This is a genomic window from Micromonospora sp. NPDC049274, assembly GCF_040678875.1.
Lineage (GTDB): Bacteria > Actinomycetota > Actinomycetes > Mycobacteriales > Micromonosporaceae > Micromonospora.
The window spans coordinates 176942-194217 of record NZ_JBFAQS010000014.1 but is presented as its reverse complement, the minus strand read 5'-3'; the positions used below and the strand labels follow the sequence as shown (position 1 = coordinate 194217).

Genomic DNA, 17276 nt, shown 5'->3' with positions numbered 1-17276 from the left:
AGTTTTCGCGCGCGCGCCGGCCCGAGGCGTGCCCGCCCCCCCCCCGGGGGGCGCGCCCCCCCCCGCCCCCCCCCCCCCCCACTTCCCTGTTCGAGTGCGATCTTCCCCCGGGCCGGGGGACGCCCGGTGGGTCAGACGCCGCAGGTGGGGGCCGACCAGCCGCCGACGGCCGCCACGTGGGTGTGGTCGTTGTGGTCCGGGTAACCGGGTCCGAGGATCTGCGCGAAGCCGTGGTTGCGGGCCTGCTGGGCCAGCCGGCACAGCGACGGTGAGCCGACCAGGTCCACCGCGTCGCCGTACAGGTGCCTGCTGTTCGACGCCCCTCCGACCGCGCTGTTGCAGGCGTAGCTGCGGAAGCTGCTGCTGATCGCGATGGGCACGTCGCCGAGGGCGTGCCGCAGCGCCTGGAGCTTCCACATCGAGACGAGCGCGTTGGCGCGGGCGGTGCTCGCCGCGACCGCTCCGCCGGACCAGGTGCTGTTGCAGTTGTTCAGCTCGGCGTAGCTGAAGTTGACGGGTGTGCAGTCGTCGTCCTGGAGGGCGTACAGCCGGTTGAAGGTCTGCGGGCCGGCGATGCCGTCCGCGCCCAGCCCGTACGCCTGCTGGAAGCGGATCACCGCGGACCGGGTCGCCGGGCCGTACGCGCCGTCGATGGTGAGCACGGCCCCGTAGCCCGGGTAGCCGGCGACGCGGATCTGGAGTTGCCGGACGTCCTCGCCGGACATCCCCTGCGACAGGGTGCGACCCCAGGTGTAGCAGCCGTCGGCCTGCGCTGCGCTGGCGGTGAGGGTGACCCCGGTCACCGTGGTGGCGGCGGCCAGCGCGAGCGCCGCGATGACAGTGCCGAGCCGTCGGATCATGAAGCTCTCCATTCATCGATTCAAGTGCCTGAATGTATGGAAGTTTCATATCTGAGCGACAGTCCGTCAACAACTTGCAGCAAGGAGTTTCCCGGTGACGGGTGTCGCGGCCCGCCCGCGCGGCTCCGTAGGATCGGCTCGTGACAGGGGCGGAGCGGCACACGGACAGCGACGGCATGGCGGACGGCCTGGAACGGCTCTGGACGCCGCACCGGATGACCTACATCTCCGGCGAGGACCGCCCGGCCGAGGGCTACGAGAAACCGACCGGCTGCCCGTTCTGTCTGGCTCCCGGGCTCCCGCCGGAGGAGAGCCTGGTGGTGGCCCGCGGCGAGCACGTCTTCGTGGTGCTCAACCTCTACCCGTACAACCCGGGGCACCTGCTGGTCTGCCCGTACCGGCACGTCGCCGACTACACCGACCTCGACGAGCCGGAGACCGTCGAGCTCGCCTCGTACACGCAGGCGGCGATGCGTGTGGTCCGCAAGGTCAGCAACGCGCACGGCTTCAACCTGGGCATGAACCAGGGCGGGGTGGCCGGCGCAGGCATCGCCGCCCACCTGCACCAGCACGTGGTGCCGCGCTGGGGCGGCGACGCGAACTTCATGCCGGTGATCGGCCGCACCAAGGTGCTGCCGCAACTGCTCGGCGACACCCGCGACCTGCTCGCCCGCGCCTGGCCGTCCTGACGCGCCGGGCCCGACCCGGACCGGCACGAGGCCCGCGCCGGTCCGGCTAGTCGGCGCGCAGCAGGTCGGTCAGCTCCGCCCAGCTCCCCACCCGGTGTACGCCCGGCAGCAGCGCGGCGTGTGCGGCGACCTCCGCCGGGCGGGGCCGGAACAGGTAGCGGTGCGCCACCGAGTCGAGGTAGCCGAGCACCTCCAGCCTGTCGTCCACGAAGTGGGTCAGGCCGAGCCGCTGGGCGATGGGCGCCTTGGCCGGCCGCGTCCGGCAGAAGTGCACCCGTTCGGCAGGGACGCCGGTGCGGGCCGTGAAGTCGTGGTGGGCCAGCCACTCCCGGGTCCGCCGCTCGGTGGACTCGCCGCACTTGGAGACGAGGTGCACCTCGTCGAACGCCGGCCCGAGCGCCGCGAGCGCGTCGAACGCCCCGTCGACCATGGGCGTGCGCAGGTAGTGCGCCCCGAAGAACGACGTGTCGGCGTCGTCGTCGGCCGGTTCGATGAGCACACCGCCGATGTCCACGCCCAACCGTCGCATGGCGTCGATCATGCCGTACGGCCTCGACGCGCGCGTACCGCGTTTCCGCGTCCGGAGATGCTACGTCCCGGCCCGGTGCAGGTGGCACGATCGGCCGATGGCAGTGACGACACGGGTGTTGGGGCGCAGCGGCATCGAGGTCAGCGCCCTCGGCATGGGGTGCTGGGCGATCTCCGGCCCCTGGGCGGAGGGCAGCCAGCCGCTGGGCTGGGGCGCGGTCGACGACGACGAGTCCGTTCGCGCCGTACACCGGGCGCTCGAGGAGGGCATCACTCTCTTCGACACCGCCGACACGTACGGCGCGGGGCACGGCGAGCGGGTGCTGGGGCGGGCGCTCGCCGGCCGCCGGGACGAGGCTGTGATCGCCACCAAGTGGGGTTACACCTTCGACGAGGCGGCCCGGCAGGCGACCGGGGAGGACGCGTCACCGGCGTACCTGCGGCGGGCCGTGACCGCGTCGCTGCGCCGGTTGGGCACCGACCGGATCGACCTCTACCAGCTGCACCTGGCCGACCTGTCGGTGCCCCGCGCGGAGGCGCTTGTCGGCGTCTGCGAGGACCTGGTCGCCGAGGGCCTGATCCGCGCGTACGGGTGGAGCACCGACCGCCCGGACCGGGCCGCCGCGTTCGGGCACGCCGCTCCCGGGGCCACCGCCGTGCAGCACGCCCTGTCGGTGCTGCGCGACGCCCCCGAGGTGCTCGCCGTCTGCGCCAAGTACGACCTGGCCAGTGTCAACCAGGGGCCGCTCGGGATGGGCCTGCTCACCGGCAAGTACACGGCCGCGTCGACGCTGCCCCGTGACGACGTGCGCGGGTTGGCGCCGGGCTGGCTGGAGTGGTTCCGGGGCGGCCGACCCGCGCCGGAGTGGCTGCGCCGGGTCGGCGCGGTCCGCGCCGCGCTGACCGCCGACGGGCGCAGCCTCGCCCAGGGCGCGCTGGGTTGGATCTGGGCGCGCAGCGGGCGCACGATCCCGATCCCCGGCTGCCGTACGGTTGCCCAGGTCGAGGAGAACGCCGCCGCACTGCGGTGGGGCCCGCTCGCGCCGGACCAGTTCGTCGAGGTGGAACGCCAGCTCGCGGCCCTGCGCACCGCCGCGCTGCGCGACGCCGACCGCCCACACTGGCCCCGCCCCACCCACCCCACCGTCCACCCCTGACCCGCACACCGCGCCCGCCTGCCGGAGACGCATTCGGCGGCAGGGATGCCGCAGTCCCACCCTCCGGGGACCCGCGCGTCGCGGTGCCGCCGAACGGCACCCGTGCGCCGGAACTGAAGGGCTCTGACCGACGCCGGTACCGCGTCCTGTGCCGGTGGCGCGTCCTGTCGACCTGCCCCAGATGTGGGGCAGGTCGGCTCGGGCGTGGACCGCTCCAGCAGCCCCGCCCCGGATGTGGGGCAGCTCTACAGGACGCGAACATGTGGAGCGCCATCGTTCCTCCCGCAGGCGACGCTCCGCGTGCGGCCCGGATGCCCGCGCGTGCGGCCCTGCGCGTGGCGGCCCGCGCGGGCGGCCCTGCGCGTGGCGGCCCTGCGCGTGGCGGCCCTGCGCGTGGCGGCCCTGCGCGTGGCGGGCCGCCGACGGGGACGGTGGCGCGGAAACCCGGCGTTACGGGGTGTGTTCCTTGCGGGCCTGGTCGGCCAGGTGGGCGGGCATGGGGTCGTGGCGGACGAAGTGGCGGCGGAAGGTGCCCGTGCCGCCGGTCATCGAGCGCAGCTCGACGGCGTAGCGCAGCAGTTCGGTGGCCGGCACCTCGGCGCGCACGAGGGTGCGGCCCTCGGCGTCCTCGTCGGGTTCGGTGCCGAGCACCCGGCCGCGCCGGCTGGACAGGTCACTCATCACCGCGCCCACCGAGCCGTCCGGCACCCGGACGGTCACCTCGTCGATCGGTTCCAGCAGCGCCGGCTGGCCGCGCTCGGCGGCGTCGCGCAGCGCCAGCGCTCCGGCGGCCTGGAAGGCCGCGTCGGAGGAGTCGACGCTGTGCGCCTTGCCGTCGACGAGGGTGACCCGCACGTCCACCACCGGGTGACCGGCGACCAACCCGCGCTCCAACTGGGCGCGGACGCCCTTCTCCACGGACGGGATGTAGTTGTGCGGCACCGCGCCGCCGACGATCCGGTCGACGAACTCGAAGCCGGCGCCGCGGGGCAGCGGCTCCACCTCGATGTCGCAGACCGCGTACTGGCCGTGGCCGCCGGACTGCTTGACGTGCCGGCCGTGGCCGGACGCCGGCACGGTAAGCGTCTCGCGCAGCGACACCGTGACCGGTTCGGTGTCCAGCTCCACGCCGCCGGCGCGCAGCCGGTCCAGCACGACGTCGGCGTGCGCCTCGCCCATGCACCAGAGCACCAGCTGGTGGGTCTCCGGATTGCGCTCCAACCGCAGGGTGGGGTCGCCGGCGACCAGCCGGGCGAGGTTGCGGGCCAGCGCGTCCTCGTCGGCGCGGCTGCGGGCGACGATCGCCACCGGCAGCAGCGGCTCCGGCATCTCCCACGGCGCGATCAGCAGCGGGTCGTCCTTGGCCGAGACGGTGTCGCCGGTCTCCGCGCTGCCCGACTTGGTGATCGCGCAGATGTCGCCTGCCACGCACTGCGACACCTCGCGCAGGGTGGCGCCCAGCGGGGTGTAGATGTGCCCGACCCGCTCGTCGGCGTCGTGGTCGGGGTGCCCGCGCTCGGCCATGCCGTGCCCGCAGATGTGCACGGTCTGCTCGGGGCGCAGCGTGCCGGAGAAGACCCGGACCAGCGAGACCCGACCGACGTGGCGGTCGACGGTGGTCTTGACGACCTCGGCGACCAGCGGGCCGTCCGGGTCGCAGGTCAGCGGCGGGCGGGGCGAGCCGTCCACGCCGGTGACGGCCGGGAGATCGTGCTCCAGCGGAGACGGGAACGCGGCGGTCAGCACCTCCAGCAGCACGTCCAGCCCGACGCCGGTCTCGGCGCAGACCGGCACGACCGGGTAGAAGTGGCCCCGGGCGACGGCCTTCTCCAGGTCGTCGATGAGCACCTCGTCGCTGATCTCCTCGCCGTCGAGGTAGCGGTCCATGAGGGTCTCGTCCTCGCTCTCGGCGATGATCCCCTCGATCAGCTCGTCGCGGGACTCGTCGATGGCCCGCTGGTGCTCCGGGTCCGGGTCGCGGACGTCGGCGGGGAGCCCGGCGGAGTAGTCGAACACCCGTCGGGTGATCAGCCCGAGCAGGCCCTCGGTGGAGACACCGTCGTCGCCGAGCATCGGCAGGTACAGCGGCATCACGTTGTCGCCGAAGACCCGCTGGCAGAGCGCCACCGCCTCGTCGACGTCGGCGCGGGGCTGATCCAGGCGGGCCACCGCGACGGCGCGCGGCAGGTCGACCGCCGCGCACTCCTCCCACAGCGCCACCGTGGCGGCGTCCATCCCACCGGCCGCCGAGACGACGAACAGCGCGGCGTCGGCGGCCCGCAGGCCGGCCCGCAGCTCGCCGACGAAGTCGGCGTACCCGGGGGTGTCCAGCAGGTTGACCTTGATGCCGTTGTGCAGCAGGGGAGCGCAGGACAGGCTCACCGAGCGCTGCTGGCGTACGGCCGCGGGGTCGTGGTCGCCGACGGTGGTGCCGTCGACGACGCTGCCGGCCCGGCCGATCGTGCCGGTGGCCGCGAGCAGGGCCTCGACAAGTGTCGTCTTTCCCGCTCCGGAGTGCCCGACGAGCACCACGTTGCGAACCCGCGCGGGTTCGGTTACCACCGGCGCGCCGCCGGTGGAACCCTTCTCCTGATTTTTCTGCGCCATGGGGCGCACCTCCCTCAGCCGGTGGTGGGTGGCGACTGCCGCGCGAGGTGGAAGCGGCCCGGGGCGAGTGCGCGGCAGTATCCTCCGGTGGTCTGCTGGACAACGGGAACGGGACGGGCAGGCGGGTGAGCTGGCTCACCCTCCAGCTCGATCTCACACCCGTTGTCGGGTAGGCACAAGCCTCTCCCGGGCGGGTCGGAGGGGCGGCCGTATCGGCGGACCTGGGCGGACCGTTATCGTGGGGACCGCCATGGCGAAGATCTTCCAAGTGTCGGCCCGCGCGGGGATGACCCGCGTCGTCGAGCCGATCGCACGCGCCCTCCTGCGCGGGGGCGTCACTCCCAATGCCGTCACCGTCGCGGGCACCGTTGGTGTGCTCATCGGCGCGCTCGGCTTCGGTGCCCGCGGCCACCTGGTCGCGGGCGCGTTGATCGTGACCGTGTTCGCACTCACCGACCTGCTCGACGGGACGATGGCCCGGATGAGCGGCGGCTCCACCAGGTTCGGGGCCTTCCTCGACTCGAGCATGGACCGGGTCGCCGACAGCGCCGTCTTCGGCGCGGTGGCGTACTGGCTGGCCACGCGGGGCGACCACTCCGGGGTGGCCGCCGCGCTGGTCTGCCTGGCCGCCGGCAGCCTGGTCTCCTACGTCAAGGCGCGCGCCGAGGGGCTCGGCATGACGTGCAACGTGGGCATCGCCGAGCGCACCGAGCGGCTGCTGATCGTCGGGGTCGGCGGGATCCTCACGGGTGTCGGCGTGAAGCCGGCGCTGGAGATCGCGCTCTGGCTGCTCGCCGCCATCTCGATCTTCACGGTGGGGCAGCGGATGGCGCACGTCTACCGCCAGGCCCAGCAGCTCCAGCCGGACGGCCAGGCGTGAGCGGCGCGTCCACGGCCCGCCGCCGGACGACCGGCGGCCGGGCCGCGTGAACCTCACCGAGCTCGGTTACGTCGCCGGCTGGCGGGTGGTTCGTGCGCTACCCCGGCCGCTGGTGGCGGCGGCCTTCCAGGCGGGCGCGGACCGCGCCCACCGACGCCCCGGCGGGAGTACGGCCCGACTGCGCGCCAACCTGCGCCGCGTGGTCGGCCCGGAGCTGCCCGAGGCCGAGCTGGACGATCTCGTCAAGCGCGGGCTCCGCTCGTACGCCCGGTACTGGATGGAGGCGTTCCGGCTGCCCGCGTTGAGTCGGGCGCAGATCCTGGCCGGCTTCCGACTCGACGGCGCCGAGCTGCTCGCCGCCGACGTGGCCGCCGGCAGGGGCGCCGTGGTGGCGCTGCCGCACGCCGGCAACTGGGACGCGGCGGGCGCCTGGGTGGCAGCCACCGGCTGGCCGATCACCACTGTCGCCGAGCGGCTCGCCTCAGAGGGCCTGTACAGGCGTTTCATGGCCTTCCGGGAGGCCCTGGGGATGGAGATCCTGCCGACCCGCGGCGGGCCGCGTCCGGCGTTCGACGTGCTGCTGGACCGGCTGCGTGCCGGCGCGGTGGTGCCGTTGCTTGCCGATCGGGACCTGTCCGCCCGGGGTGTGGAGGTCGACTTCTTCGGCGGTAAGACCCGCATGCCGGCCGGGCCGGCGCTGCTCGCGCTGCACACCGGAGCGCCGCTGTACGTGGCCTCGATGTGGTACGAGCAGGATGCGGCGTGCGCCTCGCTCACCGGTCCGCTACCGGTGCCGGGGCCCGAGACGGGGCCTCTGGACCAGCGGGCCCGGTCGCTGACCCAGCTGATCGCCGACGGTCTGGCGGCGGGTATCGCCCGGCATCCGGAAGACTGGCACATGTTGCAGCGGATGTGGCTGGACCAGCGTGGCGCGGGGGGCGCGGAGTTGTCGGCGCCGGCCCCGGACCGGTCCTGAAGGGGGTGGCTGACGCGTGCGGATCGGCATCGTCTGCCCGTACTCCTTCGATGTTCCCGGTGGGGTGCAGAACCACGTCATGGACCTCGCGGAGGCGCTGATCACCCTCGGGCACGAGGTAAGCGTGCTCGCGCCTGCCGACGAGGACTCTCCGCTGCCGGCGTACGTGGTGTCCGCCGGTCGGGCGGTGCCGCTGCCGTACAACGGGTCGGTGGCCCGGATCGCGTTCGGCCCGGTCTCCACGGCCCGGGTCCGGCGCTGGCTCACCAACGGTGACTTCGACGTGCTGCACGTGCACGAGCCGCTGACGTTGAGCCTGTCGCTGCTGGCGGTGCTGTCCGCGCGTGGGCCGGTGGTGGCCACGTTCCACACGGCGATGACCCGCTCGCGTGTGCTGGCCGCCGCGCAGGGCGTGCTGCAGATCGTCCTGGAGCGGATCACCGCCCGGATCGCGGTGAGCGCGCTGGCCCGCAAGGTGCAGGTCGAGCACATGGACGGCGGCGCGGTGGAGATCCCCAACGGGGTGGCGGTGGCGAAGTTCGCCGATGCACAGCCGTTGCCGGACTGGCCGGGGCAGTGCGGGCCGGGCACCGGCGGAACGCTGGGTTTCCTGGGTCGCTTCACGGAGGCGCGCAAGGGCTTCCCGGTGCTGCGGGACGCCTTCGTGGCGTTGGCGGCGACCCGCCCGGGGCTGCGGCTGCTGGTCGCCGGCCCGGGCGACCCCGACGACCTGTACGACCAGTTCCCGGCCGCGCTGCGGGAGCGGGTGACGTTCCTCGGGCTGGTCTCCGAGGCGGACAAGGCCCGGATGCTGCGCAGCGTGCACCTGTACGTGGCGCCGAACACCGGCGGCGAGTCGTTCGGGATGATCCTCACCGAGGCGCTGGCCGCCGGCACCACCGTGGTGGCGAGTGACCTGGACGCGTTCCGCCGGGTGCTCGACGGGGGGCGGGCGGGGCGGCTCTTCCCCACCGGGGACGCGGTGGGGCTGCGCGACGCCCTGTCCGAACTGCTCGACGATCCGGCCGGGCGGGCCACGCTCAGCGCCTGCGGCGATCAGGTGGTGGCGAATTTCGACTGGCCGGTGGTTGCACGGCGTGTTCTTGAGGTATACGCAGCGGCGATCGAGGCGACCGACGGGCGGGTCATCGACCAGGAATGGGTGGGGCTGGGCTGAGCCGGGTGACGGATGGTGCGGCTGGTGACGCCGGTGACCGGCACGGGCGCGCGCAACGGAGGAGAAACGGAGCAGCACTACGATGCCGCACATGTGGTGGGTGGTGGCCGCGAGTGTGCTCGTGGGGGTGCTTTCGGCGTACCTCATCTGGACGGCCGGCCGGGTCGAGCGGCTGCAGGGCCGCGCGGAGCTCGCGGCGCGGGCCCTCGACGCCCACCTGCTGCGACGGGCGGCGGCCGCCGCGGTGCTGGCGGAGCGGCGTTTCGGGGTCGAGCTGTACGCCGCCGCCCGGATCGCGCTGGACGCCCCGCCGCAGGAGCGGGAGGCGGCGGAGAACGACCTGACCCGGCAGTTGCGCTCGGTACGGCTGGACCCGGCCGATCCGGACTGCACGGCGGTCATCGCGGCGAGCCGCCGTCTCGCGTTGTCCCGACAGGTGCACACCGACCTGGTTCGCGACGCCCGGTCGGCGCGCAGTCGTCCGCTGGTGCGGTTGTTGCGGATGGGGCGGGGTCGGGAGTGGCCGCGCTACTTCGACATCGACGACCCGACGCTCGTCGTGCCGGCGGACGTTCCGGCCGGCTGACGGCGACCGGCGCGGGCCGACCGGCGCCTGCTGGCCGCGCGGACGCAGCCGGCGCGGTGGTGAGCAGGGCCACAGTGCAGGCCACCGGGGGTCTGATTGGCTGTCGGCGCGGCGTTGGGAGGTGCGTAGCATTTTCGCTGCCACCCCACCGCACGTCCAAGGAGCGATGACCCGTGTCCGAAAACACCGCCTCGACCACCGGTACCGCCCCCGTCGTCGGCACGGCCCGCGTGAAGCGGGGCATGGCCGAGATGCTCAAGGGCGGCGTGATCATGGACGTCGTCAATGCCGAACAGGCCAAGATCGCCGAGGACGCCGGCGCGGTCGCGGTGATGGCCCTGGAGCGGGTGCCCGCCGACATCCGCGCGCAGGGCGGGGTCTCCCGGATGAGCGACCCCGACATGATCGACGGGATCATCGAGGCGGTGTCCATCCCGGTGATGGCCAAGGCCCGCATCGGGCACTTCGTGGAGGCGCGGATCCTCCAGTCGCTCGGCGTGGACTACGTCGACGAGTCCGAGGTGCTGACCCCGGCCGACTACGCGAACCACATCGACAAGTGGGCCTTCACGGTGCCCTTCGTCTGCGGCGCGACCAACCTGGGCGAGGCGCTGCGCCGGATCACCGAGGGCGCCGCCATGATCCGCTCCAAGGGTGAGGCGGGCACCGGTGACGTCTCCAACGCCACCACCCACATGCGGAAGATCCGTCAGGAGATCGCCCGGCTGGCCTCGCTGCCGGCCGACGAGCTGTACGTCGCGGCCAAGGAGTTGCAGGCCCCGTACGAGCTGGTCAAGGAGGTCGCCGAGAGCGGCAAGCTGCCGGTGGTGCTGTTCACCGCCGGCGGGATCGCCACCCCGGCCGACGCGGCGATGATGATGCAGCTCGGCGCGGAGGGCGTCTTCGTCGGCTCCGGCATCTTCAAGGCCGGCAACCCGGCTCAGCGCGCCGCCGCGATCGTCAAGGCCACCACCTTCCACGACGACCCGGACGTGCTGGCGAAGGTCTCCCGCGGTCTGGGTGAGGCGATGGTCGGCATCAACGTCGACGAGATCCCGCAGCCGCACCGCCTGGCCGAGCGTGGTTGGTGAGCCTTGATCCACTCAGGCGTGGTGGTGACGCGGTGAAGGCACCTGTGATCGGTGTGCTCGCGCTCCAGGGCGACGTCCGGGAGCATGTGGCGGCGCTGGCCGCGGCGGGCGCGGACGCCCGCCCGGTCCGCCGCCCGAGCGAGCTGGACGCGGTCGACGGGCTGGTGATCCCCGGCGGCGAGTCCACCACCATGAGCAAGCTCGCCGACATCTTCGAGATGCGCGAGCCGATCGACAAGCGGATCGCCGGCGGCATGCCTGTCTACGGCTCCTGCGCCGGCATGATCATGCTGGCCAGCGAGGTGCTGGACGGCCGGGCCGACCAGCGCGGCTTCGCCGGCATCGAGATGACGGTACGGCGTAACGCGTTCGGCCGGCAGGTCGACTCGTTCGAGGCGCCGGTGGAGATCGCCGGTGTGCCGGGGGAGCCGTTCCACGCGGTGTTCATCCGCGCGCCGTGGGTCGAGCGGGTAGGCGCGTCCGTCCAGGTGATCGGGAGGGTGACCGGCGGCCCGGCCGCCGAGCGGATCGTGGCGGTGCGGCAGGGCAACCTGCTGGCCACGTCGTTCCACCCCGAGCTGACGGGTGACCTGCGCGTACACGCGTACTTCGTGGAGCTGGTGCGGGCCGCCTGAGCGGCGGACGCGGGCGGGAGGGCATGGATCCCGGCCCCGGATCGTTGATCCAGGGCGGGTTCTGCGCCGTGCGGCACCCCGGGCAGGTCCCGGGTGTGACACGGCGCGGTGTGACCTCGGTAAGATTGCCGCGATTCGGCAGGGCCGTCGCCCGGCGCGGCACTTCCGCCGGGTCGACCGGCCGCCGGATCGCCGGATGCGGCGCGGAATCGGTGCGGCAGTCGACGCAGGCGTGCAATGACAGACGGAGGTAGAAGATGTCCGGCCACTCAAAGTGGGCGACGACCAAGCACAAGAAGGCCGTCATCGACGCCAAGCGCGGCAAGATGTTCGCCAAGCTGATCAAGAACGTCGAGGTGGCCGCGCGCACCGGCGGTGGTGACCCGTCCGGTAACCCGACGCTGTTCGACGCCATCCAGAAGGCGAAGAAGAGCTCGGTTCCCAACGACAACATCGACCGCGCGGTCAAGCGTGGCTCCGGCCTGGAGGCCGGCGGCGCCGACTGGCAGACCATCATGTACGAGGGCTACGGCCCCAACGGCGTGGCGATGCTTATCGAGTGCCTCACCGACAACCGCAACCGTGCCGCGACCGAGGTGCGCACCGCGCTCACCCGCAACGGCGGCTCGCTGGCCGACGCCGGCTCGGTGTCGTACATGTTCTCCCGCAAGGGCGTGGTGATCGTGCCCAAGGAGGGCACCAGCGAGGACGACGTCATGATGGCGGTCCTCGACGCCGGCGCCGAGGAGGTCAACGACCTCGGTGAGGCGTATGAGGTGGTCTCCGAGCCGACCGACCTGATCCCGGTGCGGACCGCGCTGCAGGACGCCGGCATCGAGTACGAGTCGGCCGAGTCCTCCCTCGTACCCAGCATGAACGTGCCGCTGGACGAAGAGGGCGCCCGCAAGATCTTCAAGCTGATCGACGTCCTGGAGGACTGCGACGACGTGCAGAACGTCTACGCGAACTTCGACGTCAGCGACGACGTGATGGCGGCCGTCGACGCCTGACGCGCGGCCCGTCCGGCGTGATGTCAGCCTGCCCTTGATCGACTCGACTTCGTGGAAGCCGGGGTGTCGGACGCGTGAGGACACCCCGCTTTCCGTGAACCCGAGTCGATCAGAACGAGGAGGTTCCGGGGACGTGGTGGAGCGGCGATTCGCGACAGGTGACCTGGTCGTTCGGCGGGAGATCCTGCGCGGCGAGGTCTGGTTCGGCTGCCCGACGATCTGCGTGGAGGATTCGCCGGACCTGTTCGCCCTCTACCTTCCGCCGGGGGCGGAGTTCGGGTTCCCGACCAGCGGCGTCTTCCCGTGTGGGCGGCACCCGTGGGAGACCGCCGGGCACACGGCCTGGCAGGGGCACGGCAAGGTGATGCTGCAGCGTCCCGGTGAGGCGCACTCCGTCGACGTGTTCTGGACGGGGCCGCAACGCGACTTCGCCGGCTGGTACTTCAACCTGCAGGATCCGCTGCGGCGTACCCCGATCGGGGTGGACACTCTGGACCACGAGCTGGACCTGTGGTGGGGTGCGGACGCCGACCGGTACGTCTTCAAGGACGTGGAGATGTTCGCGCAGCGCCTCGTCGAGGGACGCTACCCGGGCATGGCGGAGGCGATCCGCGACGAGGGTGACCGGATCGCCGCCCTGCTCGACGCGGGGCAGCGCTGGTGGGACCCGGCGTGGGCGCGGTGGCAGCCCGACCCGACCTGGCCGACACCTCGACTGCCGGCCGGCTGGGACCTGGTGCCGCCCGCCCGGTGAACAGGCCCCGACCCCGCGGGCTGTCAGCCGGCCGCCGGCGCGGCGATGAGGAACTCCTGGTCGGCGCCGCCGGTACACGGCTCGACCAGCGCCTCGATCGGCGCGTCCGCCGACGCTGCGGCGGCGTCGTCGTCACGCAACCCGACGCACAGATCGCCGCGAGCCGGACGGATACGGTAGGCGGTCGGGGCCGACCCGGTCGGCTCGAAGCGGAACAGCTGGATCTCTCTGTCCTTCTGGCATTCCTTCCAGGGTTCGAGCAGGTTCCGGGCGGGATCGGCCTCGCGGATGGTGAGGCAGCCCGGCCCCTGCACGGGATGATTCCACTTGATGAAGTACAACCCGGCGGTCACCGGTTCCAGGTAGGTCTCCGGCGGGGTGGCCTCCGTGCAGCGACGCTGGACCGCCACCTCGCTCGGGTACTCGCCGGTGCGATCATGCCCCTCGGTGAGACAGAGCTGCGGGCTGCGGGCGGGGCGGATCTCGGCCGGGCCGCCCTTCGGCCCGCTCGACGGCCCGGCGCTGACACCGGTCGTGGCCGACGAACTGGTGCCCGCGCTGGCTTGCGGCGCGGTCGGGCGCCGGTCATCGTCGTCGGGTCGCAGAAACCACGCGCCGAGCGCGGCCAGCACGGCGGCGACGGCGAGCAGCGCCAGCGGCGCGGGTCGGGCGAACCATCGCGAGCCGGCCTCGTCCGGTCGCCCGCCGACCAGAACGTCGGCCGAGGCCGGCCCGGTGACCTCGGTCGGCGGACGGGATGGCGCGGGGGACGTCGGGGCGTACGCGCCGTCGGCGAGCCGGTCCCGCGCCCGCAGCCACGCGTCGACCTGATCGCCCGCCCCGCAGGCGCGGACGAAGGCGGCCAGCACCTCGGGTCGCGGCAGGGTGGAACGGCGCAGGACGTCGGCCGCCGTGCTGCGGGCCAGCACGTCGCCGGCCGCGGCCGCGCGCTGCTCCAGTTGCCGGTACGTGAGCCGTGAGGCGTCCTTGAGCTGGCGCAGCAGGTCGACGAACGCGACCGGGTCGGCCGCCTCGTCCGGTCGTAGGTCGCCCGTGGTCATCGCACGATTGTCCAGACACCTCAAGCGCCAGGGCAAGCGACCCCGGGACCGACTGTCCGAGATGGTCGGACAAGACCCGGACATGCCGCTCTGAGCTGCCCGGACATCGCAGCGGCGTGATCGGGGCGTTGTTCTCGGCGCACCGGCTGTCTAGCGTCATTGCTCGATGGCGGCACCGCCGAGGGGCGGACGACCGCAGGCTCGGACCGGCACCGGTCCGAGCCCGATCACATCGACGACACGGGGAGATCCGATGGATGACGCTGTCCGGGATCCGGTGCCGCAGGCGGCCACGGCGGGGGAGTACGTCGCGTTGCTCCGGGACGTGCGGCGACGTTCCGGCCTGACGTACCGGGAGATCTCCCGGCGGGCCGCGGCGGCCGGGCACTGGCTGCCGCCGAGCACCCTCGCCACGATGCTGGGGCGGGCCACCCTGCCCCGCGAGCGGACCGTCGTGGCGCTGCTGATCGCCTGCGGGAGGCCAGCGGCGGAGATCGAGCGGTGGGTGGGGGTCCGACACGACATCGACGCGCAACTCGGCGAGCGTACGGGGTGGGCCGACCAGGCGGCGTCGTCGCCGGACGAGACACCACCAGATGGCACGCAGCCGGAGACGGTGCTGGCCGAGGCGGTGCCGCCACGGCGGTCGATCCCCCGGGTGTACGGGTCAGCCCGGCCGACGCGGCGGCTGCGGCTGGGGGCGCTCGCGCTGGCGAGCGCGCTGACCGTCGGGGCGTTGCTGCCGCACGCCGATGCCATGCGAACCGCGTCGGTCGGCGCCGCGTCGACCGACGCCTGCCCCCTCGTCCTGCGCCAGGGCATGTACGGGCCGTGCGTCCTGACGCTCCAGGAGCGGCTGGTGGCCGGCGGTCTGCGGGTGCCGGCGGACGGCTGGTTCGGCCCGGACACGACGAGCCGGGTGATCGCCTTCCAGGCGCTTGTCGGCCTGCCGGTCAGCGGCGCGGTGGACGGGCCGGTGCTCGACGCGCTGTCGGGCGATCCGGTCGTGGCGACGAGCTGGCCGGAGGACCGGGTCAGCAAGCATCTGCGGAGGACGTTCCCGGAGGACCCGGCGGAGGCGGTGCGGCTGGCGCGCTGTCTGTCCGGGTTGGACCCGCTGCGGGTGGAGGTCACCGCGGACGGGTCGCGGCGCTGGGGGTTGTTCCAGTTCAGCGACGTGGAGTTGTCGCGGCTCGGCGTCGATCGTCGGACCGCGTTGGATCCGGGTTGGAACATCGGGGCGGCACGGGAGGTCTGGTCGCGTACCGGCGATTTCGGCCACTGGGGCTGCGCGCCGTCGCCGTGACACGCCGCTCCCCGCCCGGTCACGGGGCCGGGCGGGGAGCCCTTCAGACCTGACGACTCACGGTCGCAACCGGGTGGCGAAGACGTACGCGCCGACGGACTTGCCGGTGGCCATGCCCGCCTCCGCGTCGAAGCGGTAGTGCACGCCCAGGTAGATCCGGCTGAGCGCGTTCTCCCAGGCGGCCTCGTCGAAGCCGTTCATGTGTCGGGTGACTCCCCGGGCGTGCGGGTCGTCGGTGGTGGCGTCGAACGCGATGGCGTTGGTACCGAAGAATGCCTTCATCACCGCAGCCCACGCCCCGGCGAAGCTGGCGTGCCCGGAAATGTACGCGGGGAAGGCCGGTGAGAACGAGACGCCGGCCTCATCCTGCGACAGCGGCTGCCAATCGTTGCCGATGGCGGTCTCCGGCCGCCACAGGTCGATCTTCGTGAGGTACTTGGCGTCCCACGCGGCGATCGCGGCGTCGGCGAGCGCCAGGGCGACGAGCCCGAAGAGCCGGGCGTTCGCCAGGATGCCGAGTTTCCGCTGCTCCGACACGATCCGGGTGTGCGCGAAGAGTTGGCCCGGCGGCCGATAGGTCACGGGCAGGTCGTTGGCCCAGAAGAACGCGATCTGCGTCTGTTCCGTGGTGCGCAGCGACGTCGTCCTACCGCCCAGGGTGCGGACCTCCTCGACCTGCTGGCGGTACTCGTCCGTGGCGAGCAGGTCCGCGTAGTCGTCCGCGTCGGCCGGCAGGCCGGGTCGGAACTGGTTGCCCGCCGTCAGCGCGAACGGGGTGACGCGCCCCCAGTTCGGGCTGACCGCGGGCTTTTCGTCGGTCGGCCGCCACGACCCGTCGACCCCGTCCAAGGCGTACCCGCCGGGGGTGCTGGAACCGTCGTTGGCGCGGGCCTGGAGGTTCGCGGCGGCGGCCGCGGCGCCGACGGTCTCACCGCGCGCGACCTCCGCGCTGTTCACGCCGGACGGCCGCCGCGTCACGGCGGTGCCGTAGGCGCCGTCGAAGACCGTGCGCCGGCTCGGGTACAGGGTGGTCAACACGTCGAACGCCGCCTTGTCGATGGCCGCGTGCAGCGACGGCGCCACGACGTCGTCCATGGTGCCCGGGTAGCTGACCGGCACCCGCACCCGGTAGGGGTTGCCGACGCCGGTGACCGAGACGGCGGCGTCCTGCATCGCCGCGTGCAGGATGGCCGCGTGGCGGGACAGCTCGGTCGGCGGCAGCTCCATCCCCTTGAAGGCGTTCAGCAGGACGCCGTTCCAGTACAGGATCGGGTCGGTGGCCGGGTCGACGGCCAGTGGGGTGAGCGAGATGTTGTCCAGCCGCACCGTCGACGCGGCGTGGTTGCCGAAGTGGAACAGCAGGACCGCCTTGGGGTCGCCGAAGGGCGACGTGAAGTCGAAGCTGAAGCGGCGCATAGTGGAGGTGAGCGCGACCGTCTGGTCGAAGGCCGAGGTGAAGGGCGTGTCCGCCCGGGAGACCGAGACGCGTGCGTCGCGGCTGACGTCGGCGGAGGCGTCGAACTGCAGGCGGTACGGCTGCGCGGCGGTCACCCCGAACTCGAAATGCCCGACCAGGTCCTCCCACACGTTGTCGCCGGCCGTAGCGCTGGTGCGGATGCGCAGCTGCCCGGCGTTGACGGTGGTGCTGGTCGAGGCGAGCCGGGTCCACCAGGGCGCGGTGCTGCCGTTGTCGAACGTGCCGTTGAGGATCAGGTTGCCCGCCGCGGCGATGGCCGGCGCGGAGCGGACGACTGTGCTGAGCGTGCTGACGAGCACTACCGCCAGCACCACGTTGAGCAGGCGCCGGAGCTGCTGTGCGGGGCGGTGGCGCCGCCTGTCGATCGGTGGGGTCATGGAGAGCCTTTCCGGTCCGGGGCAGGCGACGATCAGGTCGTTGCCGTGAGGATCGGCTCACCGTAGGAGTGTTCGCCCTGTTCAGAGCCACCGAATGGGCGTTCG

Annotated in this window: 16 protein-coding genes; 11 read left to right on the top strand and 5 right to left on the bottom strand. The window is 72.9% G+C overall.

The window, feature by feature from the left end; translation table 11 throughout:
- Positions 1–131: 131 nt before the first annotated feature.
- Positions 132–872, bottom strand: coding sequence for a D-Ala-D-Ala carboxypeptidase family metallohydrolase (locus AB0K10_RS24660; protein WP_363687101.1), 741 nt, complete (start codon positions 870–872; stop codon positions 132–134).
- A gap of 164 nt (positions 873–1036) precedes the next feature.
- Between AB0K10_RS24660 and AB0K10_RS24655 the strand changes: the two genes are divergently transcribed.
- Positions 1037–1549 carry an HIT domain-containing protein gene (locus AB0K10_RS24655; protein ID WP_363687117.1) on the top strand — a complete coding sequence of 171 codons (513 nt, stop codon included), beginning with the start codon at positions 1037–1039 and terminating at the stop codon, positions 1547–1549.
- A gap of 46 nt (positions 1550–1595) precedes the next feature.
- On the opposite strand, the gene AB0K10_RS24650 is transcribed toward AB0K10_RS24655, so the two are convergent.
- Positions 1596–2078 (bottom strand): hypothetical protein, encoded by a 483-nt coding sequence (locus AB0K10_RS24650; RefSeq protein WP_363687099.1) that lies wholly within the window; start codon positions 2076–2078, stop codon positions 1596–1598.
- A 97-nt stretch (positions 2079–2175) separates the two neighbouring features.
- Here AB0K10_RS24650 and AB0K10_RS24645 point away from each other — a divergent pair, with 97 nt between their 5' ends.
- A complete protein-coding gene (locus tag AB0K10_RS24645) occupies positions 2176–3234 on the top strand; it encodes an aldo/keto reductase (protein WP_363687097.1) in 1059 nt (352 codons plus the stop codon).
- Positions 3235–3684: 450 nt separating this feature from the next.
- On the opposite strand, the gene AB0K10_RS24640 is transcribed toward AB0K10_RS24645, so the two are convergent.
- Positions 3685–5841, bottom strand: coding sequence for an elongation factor G-like protein EF-G2 (locus AB0K10_RS24640; RefSeq protein ID WP_363687095.1), 2157 nt, complete (start codon positions 5839–5841; stop codon positions 3685–3687).
- A gap of 250 nt (positions 5842–6091) precedes the next feature.
- Here AB0K10_RS24640 and pgsA point away from each other — a divergent pair, with 250 nt between their 5' ends.
- From pgsA to AB0K10_RS24600, 8 genes are all read left to right on the top strand, one after another.
- Complete coding sequence (gene pgsA, locus AB0K10_RS24635) at positions 6092–6721, top strand: phosphatidylinositol phosphate synthase (protein ID WP_363687093.1); 630 nt, start codon at positions 6092–6094, stop codon at positions 6719–6721.
- A gap of 46 nt (positions 6722–6767) precedes the next feature.
- Complete coding sequence (locus tag AB0K10_RS24630; protein ID WP_363687091.1) at positions 6768–7697, top strand: phosphatidylinositol mannoside acyltransferase; 930 nt, start codon at positions 6768–6770, stop codon at positions 7695–7697.
- Between the two features lie 16 nt (positions 7698–7713).
- The gene (locus AB0K10_RS24625) at positions 7714–8874 is read left to right on the top strand and encodes a glycosyltransferase family 4 protein (RefSeq protein WP_363687089.1); all 1161 of its coding nucleotides are present in this window, start codon (positions 7714–7716) and stop codon (positions 8872–8874) included.
- A gap of 82 nt (positions 8875–8956) precedes the next feature.
- A complete protein-coding gene (locus AB0K10_RS24620) occupies positions 8957–9460 on the top strand; it encodes a hypothetical protein (protein WP_363687087.1) in 504 nt (167 codons plus the stop codon).
- A 173-nt stretch (positions 9461–9633) separates the two neighbouring features.
- On the top strand, positions 9634–10551 hold the full coding sequence (gene pdxS, locus AB0K10_RS24615; RefSeq protein ID WP_363687085.1) for a pyridoxal 5'-phosphate synthase lyase subunit PdxS: 918 nt from the start codon (positions 9634–9636) through the stop codon (positions 10549–10551).
- A gap of 32 nt (positions 10552–10583) precedes the next feature.
- Positions 10584–11186 (top strand): pyridoxal 5'-phosphate synthase glutaminase subunit PdxT, encoded by a 603-nt coding sequence (gene pdxT, locus AB0K10_RS24610; protein ID WP_363687083.1) that lies wholly within the window; start codon positions 10584–10586, stop codon positions 11184–11186.
- A gap of 257 nt (positions 11187–11443) precedes the next feature.
- Positions 11444–12196 carry a YebC/PmpR family DNA-binding transcriptional regulator gene (locus AB0K10_RS24605; protein ID WP_007458175.1) on the top strand — a complete coding sequence of 251 codons (753 nt, stop codon included), beginning with the start codon at positions 11444–11446 and terminating at the stop codon, positions 12194–12196.
- 133 nt (positions 12197–12329) lie between these two features.
- Entirely contained in the window at positions 12330–12950 is a 621-nt protein-coding gene (locus tag AB0K10_RS24600; RefSeq protein ID WP_363687081.1) for a DUF402 domain-containing protein, read from the top strand.
- 23 nt (positions 12951–12973) lie between these two features.
- Here the strand turns inward: AB0K10_RS24600 and AB0K10_RS24595 are convergent, their stop codons facing one another.
- Positions 12974–14011, bottom strand: a complete 1038-nt coding sequence (locus AB0K10_RS24595) for a helix-turn-helix domain-containing protein (RefSeq protein WP_363687079.1) — start codon at positions 14009–14011, stop codon at positions 12974–12976.
- 253 nt (positions 14012–14264) lie between these two features.
- Between AB0K10_RS24595 and AB0K10_RS24590 the strand changes: the two genes are divergently transcribed.
- The gene (locus AB0K10_RS24590; protein ID WP_363687077.1) at positions 14265–15317 is read left to right on the top strand and encodes a peptidoglycan-binding protein; all 1053 of its coding nucleotides are present in this window, start codon (positions 14265–14267) and stop codon (positions 15315–15317) included.
- A gap of 57 nt (positions 15318–15374) precedes the next feature.
- On the opposite strand, the gene AB0K10_RS24585 is transcribed toward AB0K10_RS24590, so the two are convergent.
- Positions 15375–17171, bottom strand: a complete 1797-nt coding sequence (locus tag AB0K10_RS24585) for a carbohydrate binding domain-containing protein (protein WP_363687075.1) — start codon at positions 17169–17171, stop codon at positions 15375–15377.
- Positions 17172–17276: the final 105 nt, after the last annotated feature.